Source organism: Companilactobacillus kedongensis, assembly GCF_003946625.1.
In the GTDB taxonomy this organism is placed as follows: Bacteria; Bacillota; Bacilli; order Lactobacillales; family Lactobacillaceae; genus Companilactobacillus; species Companilactobacillus kedongensis.
Window position 1 is genome coordinate 17,998 of the sequence record NZ_RHOR01000021.1, and the last position, 12,958, is coordinate 30,955.

At 36.2% G+C, this 12,958-nt stretch carries 6 protein-coding genes, 2 tRNA genes and 1 riboswitch; of the genes, 1 reads left to right on the top strand and 7 read right to left on the bottom strand.

Annotation, left to right across the window (positions count from 1 at the left end; translation table 11 throughout):
• Positions 1–14: 14 nt before the first annotated feature.
• The 7 genes from EKM60_RS10085 to EKM60_RS10115 form a co-directional block, all read right to left on the bottom strand.
• Positions 15–2,558 carry a YfhO family protein gene (locus EKM60_RS10085; RefSeq protein ID WP_125715091.1) on the bottom strand — a complete coding sequence of 848 codons (2,544 nt, stop codon included), beginning with the start codon at positions 2,556–2,558 and terminating at the stop codon, positions 15–17.
• 789 nt (positions 2,559–3,347) lie between these two features.
• The gene (locus tag EKM60_RS10090) at positions 3,348–4,700 is read right to left on the bottom strand and encodes an FAD-dependent oxidoreductase (protein ID WP_125715093.1); all 1,353 of its coding nucleotides are present in this window, start codon (positions 4,698–4,700) and stop codon (positions 3,348–3,350) included.
• Between the two features lie 729 nt (positions 4,701–5,429).
• Complete coding sequence (locus EKM60_RS10095) at positions 5,430–7,055, bottom strand: ABC-F family ATP-binding cassette domain-containing protein (RefSeq protein WP_125715096.1); 1,626 nt, start codon at positions 7,053–7,055, stop codon at positions 5,430–5,432.
• A gap of 576 nt (positions 7,056–7,631) precedes the next feature.
• Positions 7,632–7,704 (bottom strand) — tRNA-Thr (locus EKM60_RS10100).
• A 64-nt stretch (positions 7,705–7,768) separates the two neighbouring features.
• Positions 7,769–7,841: transfer RNA gene (locus tag EKM60_RS10105), tRNA-Asn, on the bottom strand.
• Between the two features lie 65 nt (positions 7,842–7,906).
• A complete protein-coding gene (gene serS, locus EKM60_RS10110; protein ID WP_125715098.1) occupies positions 7,907–9,196 on the bottom strand; it encodes a serine--tRNA ligase in 1,290 nt (429 codons plus the stop codon).
• 275 nt (positions 9,197–9,471) lie between these two features.
• Positions 9,472–10,920, bottom strand: coding sequence for an amino acid permease (locus tag EKM60_RS10115; protein WP_125715100.1), 1,449 nt, complete (start codon positions 10,918–10,920; stop codon positions 9,472–9,474).
• 80 nt (positions 10,921–11,000) lie between these two features.
• Positions 11,001–11,179, bottom strand: a riboswitch (Lysine riboswitch).
• A 90-nt stretch (positions 11,180–11,269) separates the two neighbouring features.
• Between EKM60_RS10115 and EKM60_RS10120 the strand changes: the two genes are divergently transcribed.
• Positions 11,270–12,793 (top strand): helix-turn-helix domain-containing protein, encoded by a 1,524-nt coding sequence (locus EKM60_RS10120; protein ID WP_125715102.1) that lies wholly within the window; start codon positions 11,270–11,272, stop codon positions 12,791–12,793.
• The last annotated feature ends 165 nt before the right edge of the window (positions 12,794–12,958 follow it).

A 12,958-nucleotide genomic window follows, 5' to 3' on the forward strand; every position in this document is an offset into this window, starting at 1 on the left:
ACAAAATTATATGATTAATCTTCCATCTTTGGATCGATTTTTTGCTTAACAATTAAAAACAGTCCAAATAATATCACCGAAATCACCGTTATGATCCAACCGATCTTCAAGCCCGGTACTTCATACTTCAAAACTATCTTATGATGACCGGCCTTCAAGTCAATTGCTGTTAAGTTTCCCACAACTTGATGTGTTTTAACTTGTTTACCATTATCAAAAGCTTTCCACCCCTTATCAAATGGTATTGAGAATAGCATTGGCGAAGCTCTTTTGACATCTATATCTCCACGAACAGTATCATGATTCAAACGTGAAGTAATATTTAGTGAGTTTTGTCTGATAGTATTCTTCGATTTAGAAAATTCAGCCGCATCCAAAGTCTTGAAGTATCCCGGATCTTCTTCCAGTGGCTGTTTAGTCCTAATTCCAATTTTAACTTTTTCACCAGAATCGTAGTTACCCAAATCAATTACCATAGTGCTATTGATCAAAGTCGACATCTTGACTTTCTTACCGTTTATATAAATTTTAGAATGGACATAATTTATCGGTTCCGTGTATAAATACAATTCTCCAGTAGTGGTTGTCGTTAAATCATACTCATAAAGATCCTTTTTACCAGATTTAGTTTTAGTCCAGTCATTTATCTTAGCATTCTTAAAATATTGTGTGTTAGTTCCATTGATTGCCTGCCAAAGCCGATTCTGATTATCCAACGCACGGCCAGACATCAACTGAAAATCATAAATATCAGGACTAGTAAGAAATCCTAAACTAGGTGAACTATAATCAGTCTCTATTTCATATGTATGGCTCCACTGACCGATATCATCATCCACTCCAAACAAAGTATTCGTCAATTCTGTCCCACCGAGGTAACTGATCCGACGAACGTTACGACTAAAATAGCCCAGTTTATTCATTGTATCAAGTGTATCTTGACTCAATGTAGAACTGTACAAACTTAATCCATTGATATTAAACAAGATCGGATCATTATAGTTATTATATTGTTCTGGAAAAGCCTTGTTCAAACCGGATTTAGATACGATGATCCGGTGACCGATCTCACTATCGTGTTTAATATCTGTGAGAACGTCAGCTTCCTGTTTATACTGATTTTGATAGATACTCTGACTACCAAAACCGGCCGTATCAATAACCGAAGTGAAATTGGCTCCTACTTCAAAGGAAACTAAAAGCATTAAAACGATGCCAAAGTATTTATTTTTGCCGTAGAGATAAATAAATATCGCAGATATCGTTATACAAAGTAATGTTAAGGCAAAATAATAACTGTTGTATTCATTATCGGGTTTTCCAAAGCCCATCTGTTGAATCAATTTAGGGATCATCCATTCTGTCAAGTAACCAACAGAAATAAGAATCCCAGCCGTACAGCCAGCATATATCACCGTAGCGGCATCTTTAAATACCCCTGCTGAGAAAGCCTTGTGAGCAATAAAAATACAGATAAACGAGAAAATAAAACTATTTCTAAACGGAAATCCAGCAGGATTTTGAAACATATGCCAAACGGTGTTAAAAGTCGTTACAAACATACTCAATAACAAAACACCTATCAAAAAGAAGGCATGTTCCTTATCTTGTTTCGTAACACGTTTACTAAAGAAGTACCCTAACAAAAGTATTAAAACTGTTGTCGTCATAAAAACAGAAGGACCGTGATGCAACCGTTGTGCGAAAGTGTTCCCGCCAATACCCAATTGTGTGAAAGCTTCAAACCCAAATCGAGCCGATGGTAAATAGTTAAAGACATCAAATGACGTCTTAGCGGTTTTCATCATCCCCGCAAAAGTCGGGATCAAAACAAAAGCTGCACTCAATCCAGCTAATATAGAAGAAACTAGAAAATTACGAATAATAACGAAACGATTTCTTTTCTGGAGGAGATTGCTTTCTAAAGCTAAATATATAAAGAAACAAATTGAGAAAATACAGAGCATGTAGCCTAAATAGTAATTAAAAACAATTGCTAGAAATAATGAAAAATAATAAAGACCAACTTTATTTTTATCAATTAATTTTAACAATCCACACGCCACTAACGGCAACATTATCAGTGCATCAAGCCACATTAAATCGTAAAAATAAGATGCCACAAATCCACAAAATGAATAAGCGACTGTGAATAAATAATTAGAATAACGCGTATTCTTGAAATATTTTGCCAAAAAATAAGCCATGGTCAGACCCATAGTCGATATTTTTAGCATAATGATCACGTCAGCTGCAATCGGAACTTTTGCACTCGTGAACAAAACTAAGATCAAATTGAAGGGTGATAAAAGATAATAACTAATTATTGGAAAGAAGTTATCACCCAAAGACTGACTGAATAAGTATAAGTGAATATTCCCAGTCACCAATTGCCGACGTAGTTCCGTCAAAAAAGCAATATATTGTGTCCCCAGATCACTGGTCAAAAAATTACCATCACCAAAAGGAACTAAACCAACATAATAAAATATTGCTGATATAAGAAAAAGATTAATGAAAAAGGCCATTAAATAATATAAAACATTGTGTTTGCGCATAAAAACTCTCCTAATGAATTGCCCATTCAAATCATAGGGAATATTTTGAATAAAGGCAACCAAAAAAGGCTTGCTTACGCAAGCCACCAAACATAATATTTTTCATATTTTCTACCTCTTTAGATTTTTTTAATTGAATAGTTTTTTATCGTTATGAGTTTTAATTAATTTGCCACAAACAGCTGCAACAGCTGACAAACTGGTTAGTACTAAAATTGGATGTTTTTTCATGATCAACATCACCTCTTTCTTGATAGCCTCAATTGACTATGTATACATAATATCGCCAAGGTGTGAAAGAAAAAGTTTTAAAGTTTGAAAAAAGTTTGAATATCATTTGATGGGAGACTGCTGCCAAAGAGTGCGAATGATTCCGCCTGTTATGCGACCGGTTCCAAGCCACAGTCTTGAAACCTCGATTTTGAGCTTTACTTCGCAAATCTCAGAATCGTCGGTGGAGTAAAACTCTACTTGCACAACTGGCTCCATTATTCGCACTCTTTGGCTAGGTTTATATATGTTAATAAAAAAATGGCTATATCCTGTCTAATTGCAAGATATAGCCATTTAATTTCTATTTTAACGAATACACTACTGAGCCATAAGGCACGAGGGTCGTTGGCTAGCAGTGAAAATTCCATTGGACGTCGAAGACGGACTTACGGAATGGACGTATTTTTAGATTTGCGGCAGCAAAGCTCAAAATCGAGATGTGAGGCCAAGACTCACATTGGTCCCACAGTATGCCGACGACCCTCGTGCCTAGAGGCGGCAATTTAAATACTATTACTATTCGTTAACTTTACTATCAGCTTTTGCCACTGCAGCTCCAGCCAATGCACTTACATAATTAACAGGTTTATCAAAGTTTGGTTGGAATAAGAAATCAACCATTGATAACTCATCAATTGTAACTTTCTTTTGAATAGCTAATGAAAGCAAGTTAGCTGATTGAGAAACATCATACTTACTTGTCAAAGCTCCACCTAAAACAACACGTGTTTCGGGATCCCAAACTAGATTCATCAAAACAGGAGTTGTTGTTAGCATAAACTCTGGACGATAGTTATCTTCAAGACTTACTGATTCTACTTTTTTGCCTAAGGCTTCTGCATGAACTGCTGTCAAACCACTAGCAGCATATGTTCTACCGAATAATTCAACGGCTGAACTAGCTTGTGTTCCCATGTATTTAGCAGTGTCTTTTTCAATATTGGCACCAACTAGGATACCTTGACGAACTGAGTTAGTAGCTAAAGGAATATATTGGTTATCATTTGTTGGATTATAGTGAACAGAAGCGGCATCACCAGCTGAGAATACATCTGGTTTACTTGTGTGCATATATTCATCAACGATCAAAGCACCATTTGGTAGTGTTTCAAATTCATCTTTGAACATATCTGTATTAGGACGGAAACCAACACACATAACGGCAATATCTGCTTTGTATTCATTCTTATCAGTTTTAACGATCACACCATCTGCTGTATCTTCAAATGATTGAACTTTCTCACTCAATCCTAAAGTTACGTTGTTATCTTTGTAATCTTGTTCAGCTACTTGTGACATATTTGAATCCAAATTCTTAGCCAAAACGTCAGGTAAAGCATCGATCAAAGTTGTCTCTTTACCAAGAGTTGCATATCCTTCAGCAAGTTCGGCACCAATATAACCAGCACCAATAACGATTGCACTCTTAATATCACTGGCATTTTCTTTTAATTCATTGGCATTTGTCCAGTTTTTACATAATTTAACTTTATCAGACTTGATTCCAGGAATATTAGGGATAATTGGAGCTGAACCAGTTGTAATAACAAGTTTGTCATAATCTTGTTCAAAAGTTTCACCTGATTCAAGGTTCTTCACAGATAACTTCTTATTATCAAAATCTATATTTGTTACATCATGCTTCATGTGCATATGTGCACCCAATTTAGCTAAATCATCAGGGCTTGAGTAAAACATCTTATTAGGATCTGAAACACGATCACTGACCCACAGTGCAATTCCGCAAGATAAGAAAGATAAATTATCATTACGTTCGAATACAGAAACTTCCCAATCTGGGTGATCCTTCAAAATGTTCATTGCTGAAAATGTTCCTGCATGTGTACATCCAATAATACTTACTTTCATATTCCTCTACCATCCTTTGTGATAACATTAACTAATTGATTAATAAAATCTTACCTCAAAGGAAAGCGCTTTACAATAGAATTACTTAAAAAAGTAATATTTTTTATTCCGCCTAAATATAAAATGGAGAACACCGTTAAATAAGCGTTCTCCACCGCTAATAAAATAAATTTATTTTTAAAATTATTGATTTCCACACAAAAATAATCGATCTCATTTTTTTGGATAGACTTACTTATACTATGACATAAAACCTGCTATTTGTGATTTTAAAAACATATAAAAATTTTTATCGAAAATGACTACAATTGTTTAAACATCTGTTATATACTGTATTTGTGAAAGGGATAAGACAGTGAGTGTCAATGCAATTCCTTCCTTTTATCAAAGAAAAAGAATATCTATGATATCATCCTCAATATCATTAAATATTTCTCAATCACCATAAACAGAAAATTGCCCCCCTCAAACAATTTTCCGATTAAATAAAAGATTTTGTCAGTTCCCATTTCCCATTCCAAAGTTTATTAATAGAATGCTTTCATTCGTTAATAAAATCCCTCTCTATTTTGACACATGGAAACCTCACATTCACTCACACACTTAACCCGGACACTACTGGTAATACGCCGAATAAACCCATTATCCCAAGAAATGGGTTTATTTTTTTGCTCTAAAAAAGATCAGTCATTACTTGATAAACTCAAGTGATAACTGATCTTTTCTTATTTATTCATATAACTTAACTACTTGTTCTTGAACTTTTTCGTGTGCTAAGAATTCATCATATGTCGTATCTGCACGATCAACGATACCTTTAGGACTAACTTCAATAATACGGTTAGCAATCGTTTGAATGAACTCATGATCATGTGATGTAAAAATGATGCTCCCCTTGAATCCTACTAATCCATCGTTCAACGCTGTGATAGATTCCAGATCCAAATGATTAGTTGGATCATCTAACAAGAGAACATTCGCATTACTTAACATCATTTTAGATAACATGGCACGGACCTTTTCCCCACCAGACATAACGTCAACTTCACGGTTAACGTCATCCCCTGAGAAAAGCATTTTTCCTAAAAATCCACGTAAGAATGTATTGTCATTTTCTTCTTTAGAAGCAAATTGACGTAGCCAATCAATCACGGACATCTTATTATCTGCAAAGTAATCATTAACATTCTTTGGTAGATAAGTCGTACTTGCTGTTTGTCCCCAGATAACCTCACCGCTATCAGGTTTCATTTCTCCAGAAATAATTTGCATTAAGATAGTTGTTGTTAAGTCATTTCGACTAATGAAGGCAACTTTTTCATCTGGACGAAGGGTCAAATTGATATTATCAAGGATCTTAACGCCTTCAATCGACTTAGAAATACCCTTCAATTGAACTAGATCCTTACCTAGTTCACGTTCAGGATTAAATTTAATAAATGGATATTTACGAGATGAAGGTTGAATATCATCTAACGTGATCTTCTCCAATTGTTTCTTACGTGATGTAGCTTGTTTAGATTTAGAAGCATTCGCACTGAATCGCGCCACGAATTCTTGCAATTGTTTGATTTGATCAGCCTTTTTAGCATTGGCGTTGGCTTGTAATTGTGCAGCAAGTTCACTGGACTCCATCCAGAAGTCATAGTTACCAACAAATAGTGTGATCTTTCCACGGTCAACATCACACATATTTGTACAAACTTGATTCAAGAAGTGTCTATCATGGGATACAACAATGACAGTATTCTCATAATCAGCCAAAAAGTTTTCTAACCAAGAAATTGACTTAACATCAAGACCATTAGTTGGCTCATCCAAAAGTAAGACATCAGGTTTGCCAAACAAGGCTTGACCTAATAACACTTTAACCTTTTGAGGTTCAGTTAATTCACTCATTGGTAATTGATGAAGGGATTCTTCTATTCCTAGAGCCTGTAACATTTGACTGGCTTCAGCTTCAGCTTCCCAACCACCCATTTCACCAAATTCAGTTTCCAATTCAGCGGCACGAATACCGTCAGCATCACTGAAATCCGGTTTTAAATAGATAGCATTTTTTTCGGTCATGATATCGTAGAGTTTTTGATGACCTCGGATCACCGTATCCATCACTAAGTTGTCTTCAAAGGCAAAGTGATCCTGATTAAGACTAGACATGCGCTCGTTAGGACCCATCGAAACAGTACCAGTCGTTGGTTGAAGTTTTCCTTCAATTATTTTTAGAAATGTTGATTTACCAGCACCATTTGCACCAATGATCCCGTAACAATTTCCTGGTGTGAACTTAAGATTAACGTCCTCGTATAGTTTTCTATCTGAAAATTGCATACTGACATTATTGACGGTTAACATGAACAATACCACCCTTTTTCCGCATAAAAAAACAACGTGTCAATGAAACGGCGACGTTGGTTTCAGCTTATTTTTATTTGACGTATTGGGGTAGCTTAACATAAATTCAGCGGACAAGCAATGTACCGGGCCTGCCTACGGTCACGAGAAAATCTACCTGCCATAGACCGGCTCAAGCCAAGGTCTTGAACCTCGAATTTGAGCTTTGCTTTGCAAATCTCAAATTACGTCTGTGGTGTAAGAAGGAAAAACCGCCTTCTAACACCACTATTACGGCTGGTAAATTTTCTCGTTCCCTCCGGCTTAATATTAATTGATAATACTTTTTCTTGTCGAATTGAATAGTTTTTACATAAAAATAGCCATACCCTAATACCAAGGTATGACTACATAATTTTTAGATATGAGTCAAAGATCATGAGTAATGGAACCAGTTGTGCGTGTGGAGTTTTACTCCACAGACGATTCTGAGATTTGCATTAGCAAAGCTCAAAATCGAGTTTCCAGACCTTGGCTGGAAACGGTCCACACAACAGGTGGAATTACTCATGATCTTTGGCGTACAACATATATATATGCCAGTTGCAGGATTTGAACCTGTGACCGCCGGTTTACGATACCGATGCTCTACCAACTGAGCTAAACTGGCAAAATAAAAAGATTACACCTACTAGATGTAATCTTATCACCTAGGCAGATCCTAAGTTTTTGTACTCCGGATGTCAGACTCGAACTGACGACACCCTGATTAACAGTCAGATGCTCTACCAACTGAGCTAATCCGGAATAATTCAATAATTGTTTTTCAACAACTATTAAATTTTATCAATCTGTCAAATAAAGGTCAATAACTATTTGGCATTTTCTTTAGTGATTTTAGTAACTCCACCCATATATGGTACTAAAACATCAGGAATTGTAACTGAACCGTCTTCATTTTGGTAATTTTCCAAAATGGCAGCAACTGTTCTACCACAAGCTAGACCTGAACCGTTTAATGTATGAGCCAATTTTGTCTTACCATTCTCATCACGGTAACGAATTTGTGCACGACGAGCTTGGAAGTCCAAACAGTTTGAACAACTTGAAACTTCACGATACTTGTCTTGTGCGGGTAACCAAACTTCAAGATCATATGTCTTAGTTGAACTGAAACTTGCATCCCCACTTGATAACACAATAACGTGATATGGAAGATTTAGTTTTTGAAGGATATTTTCTGCGTTAGCAGTCATTTTTTCCAATTCGTCAAATGAACTTTCTTGATCTGTAACTTTAACCATTTCAACTTTGTTAAATTGGTGCATTCTGATCAATCCACGTGTATCACGACCGGCACTACCAGCTTCTGAACGGAAACTTGGTGACAAAGCTGTAACCTTTTCAGGTAATTCCTTACCATCAATGATCTTACCAGCAAAGTAGTTTGTTAAAGGAACTTCGGCTGTAGGGATCAATGTTAGAGGGTTTTCATCAACCATAACTGTATAGACATCTTCAGTAAACTTAGGGAACTGACTTGTACCAAACATGGCTTCGTTGTTTACCAAATATGGAGGGATAACTTCTGTATAGCCCTCTTCATGATGTTGATCCAGCATAAAGTTATAAACGGCACGTTCCAATCTTGCACCCATACCAATGTAGTAAACAAAACGGCTACCTGAAACTTTGGCAGCTTGATCAAAGTCAAGGATTCCTAGTTGTTCACCAATATCCCAGTGATGCTTTGGTTTAAAGCCCTCTGTTGGGATAGTTCCCCATTTACGGATTTCTTTATTAGTGCTCTCATCTGGACCAACTGGAACAGAATCATCAGGGAAGTTTGGCAAACGAACCAAAATATAATTCATCTTGTCATTTACTTCTTCAAGCTTGGCGTCAAGTGACTTAATGTCAGCACCAACTTGTTGCATGTCAGCAATTTCTTGGTCAGCATTTTCTTTGTTACGTTTCTTTTGAGCAATACTTTGAGATACAGTATTACGTTTTTCCTTCAAAGTTTCTGTTTGAACTAATAAATCACGACGATTCTTATCTAAGTCCAACAACTCATCAACTTCCTCATTAGGAATACTGCGAGCAGCCAACTTCTCTTTAGCCCAATCAGGGTTTTGTCTGATCAATTTAATATCTAACATATTTTTCCTCCTACTAAAAAATGGCCGAATCATCCCTATAAAGGGACGAATCGACCATTCGCGGTACCACCCAGTTTCAATGTTCTCACATTGCACTTTCAGACTTTATCGGATCAAACCGAACGGAATTACCCGTTACCAGGACACTGGAATAGAAATCTTAACGATTCACACCGACCATCGTTTCTCTGGAAGATTCATGAGTAGGTATCCTATTAGCTTTAATATTTAAACATATCATAATTGAAAATAATTATATTTTCAACTCCTAGATTTTAAAAATGATGATTCTTCTTTGTTTCGGCTACATCAATATCGTCTAGCTTAACAAACTTAGTCTTATATCTAAGTTTGTAGTACAGCCAGCAGATAAAGAGAATGATCAAACCACTATAACTGATCAATAAACGACCAACATTGAAGTTAACAAGTGATCGGATATCTTGACCAATAATGATAATAATTCCCAAAACAATGGCTAGAATTGGACCAAATGGGAACCACTTAGCTTTATACTTCAAATCATCTAGTTCATAGCCTTTATTCAAATAAGCTCTTCTAAATCTGTAATGTGAAAAGGCAATTCCTAGCCAAGCGATGAATCCTGTCAAACCACTGGCAGCAACCAATAGTTCGTAGAATGAGTCACCATATAAACTTGTAAATAGTGCGGCACCACCAACTAAGGCAGTCAACAATAGTGAAAATACTGGAACACCATGATTATTAGTTCTTTCAAAAGCCTTTGGTGCCATTCCTTGCTTACTCATTGACCAAAGCATACGGCTAGCAGCATATAGTCCTGAATTGGCAGCAGAAATAACTGATGTCAAAATAACAGCATTCATAATACCAGCGGCTAGTGGAATACCGACACGTTTGAAGACAATAGTAAATGGACTGATAGCAATATCTCCAGCTTCTGAACCTAACAAGTTAGGACTTGTATAAGGAATCAAGGCTCCGATAACTGCAATTGATAAAATATAAAATAGCAAAATACGCCAGAAAACTTGTTTGATAGCCTTAGGAATACTCTTTTCAGGTGTGGCTGATTCACCAGCTGTAATACCGATCAATTCAGTACCTTGGAACGAGAACCCAGCAACAACGAAAACACTCAATACCGCCGGTATTCCACCAACGATTGGTGCTTTTTTGTATGTATAATTTGATAAACCAACTGCTCCATCATTACCTAAGATACCCATGATAGTTAAAGCACCAACAATCAAGAAGACAATAACAGCAGTAACTTTAATTGATGACAACCAATATTCAGTTTCACCAAATGAACCAACAGAAATTAAATTAATTACTAATAAAACAACTAAGAACGTCAAACTGATCTTCCATGAAGACCAACCTGGGAACCAATACTTAATAACTAAAGAAATTGTCGAAAGGTCAACTGCCAAAGTAATAGCCCAGTTAAACCAATAATTCCAGCCCAAGGCAAATCCCATAGCCGGATCAATAAATTTTGTTGCATATGTAGCGAATGAACCAGAAACAGGCATGTACGTTGCCATCTCACCTAAACTGGTCATTAAAAAGTAAACCATGATACCAATAGCCACATAGGCTATCAATGCTCCCCCAGGACCGGCTGTTGAGATAGATGAACCACTAGCAACAAACAATCCAGTACCGATTGAACCTCCCAACGCGATCATTGACAAATGACGAGTCTTCAACGACCGGTTGACATCTGTATTTTCCATATAATTCGTTTCCCCTTTTTGGATTAAAAAAATCCTTATTACCAGAAGAAACTACTGACAATAAGGACTTTCGTATCCAAATGATCAATAGCTCAACGCAATTAACTTGCGACAGTCCGCTGCTTATTCAGCAACGTCCCAACAAAACACACCATTAGGGGTGAGTTCGTTTCGGCATTTTCACCTTTTACACCTTTGTCAAAGTATCCTAAATTACTCGAAAAGTGTGACTAATTGAAAATGCACCTCTATCTGATTACAAAACATTATAAATAAATGTTAACATAGTATCAAGTAGGTTATTAAATTCATCTGTTTTAACTTCATTTTTATTTGGGAGAATCGGATTATGCTGGAACAAGTATTTTTAGTGAGGCAAGAAGTCGAAAAGTATAACATGTTTACCGTAATCAAATCATTGCCTCCTCAAGAATTGAACTTAAGCAATATTGGTAATCGAATGGAATTTTCTTACCAAAAGACTTACAACATTTTTCAAGCTTTACTGAACGACTTACTAGAATTGGTTCCTGATCTTGATCCTAAGGTTACCAAGATCGAATCGATCGATTTTGACAAGCTCTCTGTAGATAAGTATCGTCTGCACTTAGTCAAAAACGCCATTGTCTTTCATGCTTTTAACTATGGCCTGACAAGCCCTAATCCTTCGTTAGAGGCCTTCAGCAATGACCACTTTACTAGCAAGTCTACGTTGAATCGTAAAATGTCCAATTTCCGTATTTTTCTCAAAAACTTTGGTCTAAAAGTATCTAACTCAACTTTAGAGATCAAAGGTGAAGAGAAAAACATTCGTTGGATGGCTTACTTTGTCTACTGGCAAGTTTATCACGGCTTGGAGTGGCCATTTTCATTCGTACAAGAAGATAATATAAAAAAAGTCATCAGTGATGCTGACATTCACTTCGACAACCCCATCGCTGGTCTGCAACTAGAATATCTACTTGCCATTTCACAGATCAGAATCACTAAACGTTGTTACATCAAAGATATGGGTAAATTTAATGAAGTCTTTGAAGACAATGATATTGGTGACCCAATTTTGAAGCCTGAATCTTACACACTAGTACCGATCGATGCCTTAAGTGAGGAAAATAAATTTGTTAATTTATTCAAAGAAGTAGTCTTTGAAGCTGGTGAAACCGACAGTGATAAACCGATTAACCTAAACTTTAAGATCAATTCCAAATTCTATGCTATCGTTTATCGTTTCGTTGATTTTCTCAAAGAGCGTTATAACGATGATATGAGTGTTTATCATAATCAAAGGATCTTAACTAACATTATGACTTTCGTCACTCGTGAAATCATCTTCTACTACATCATGTCCCCTGATTCCTTAGTCCGATGGAGTCATTATGATGATTCGCCTGAAGATACAAAGGAGTACACATCGTTATATCAAGATATTTATGAGTTCTTCAGTAATGTAGATCCCGAAAAATATACCGGTGTTTATAACGCCGCTGAAAATATTGCCAGAGATCTATTCAAGGTCCTACCTAGCTATATTTCAACCATCAAAGAAAGCGACATTATTCACGTTAAATTATTAGCTGATCCTGGAAATCCCATCGAAGCAGTCATCTCGAGAAACATTCGATCATTAGATTTCGCCGAGATCGTACCGGTAACAACCTTTGAAAATGTCGATGTCTTGATCACAACTTTGGATATCTACCCTACTAAAGAAGAGCTAGATAAATATCCTGAAAATCTTGTCGTTATGCCTTGGGATATTTCTTCAACTAGATCAGATTATATTTACCTGATGATTCGACTAAACAAAATTTATGTAGCTAAACTAAAAGCCAAAGTAGATAAAATGAAGAAGAAACGTAAAAAAGCAAAATAAGAGTATCTGGAAAATTTGAACCGCACCCTCCTAGTTGGAGTAATCCAACCAGGAGGGTTTTTCTATGTTTTCAAAAGATGTAAAACTAAAAGCTATTAATGATCTTAATGCCGGAATTAAAGTTAAACAAGTAATGGATAAATATGGGATAAAAGGTACCGCAAC

Coding starts and splice junctions, on each gene's coding strand:
- EKM60_RS10085 (WP_125715091.1), bottom strand. CDS start 2,558: ATGCGCAAACACAATGTTTTATATTATTTAATGGCCTTTTTCATTAAT.
- EKM60_RS10090 (WP_125715093.1), bottom strand. CDS start 4,700: ATGAAAGTAAGTATTATTGGATGTACACATGCAGGAACATTTTCAGCA.
- EKM60_RS10095 (WP_125715096.1), bottom strand. CDS start 7,055: ATGTTAACCGTCAATAATGTCAGTATGCAATTTTCAGATAGAAAACTA.
- serS (WP_125715098.1), bottom strand. CDS start 9,196: ATGTTAGATATTAAATTGATCAGACAAAACCCTGATTGGGCTAAAGAG.
- EKM60_RS10115 (WP_125715100.1), bottom strand. CDS start 10,920: ATGGAAAATACAGATGTCAACCGGTCGTTGAAGACTCGTCATTTGTCA.
- EKM60_RS10120 (WP_125715102.1), top strand. CDS start 11,270: ATGCTGGAACAAGTATTTTTAGTGAGGCAAGAAGTCGAAAAGTATAAC.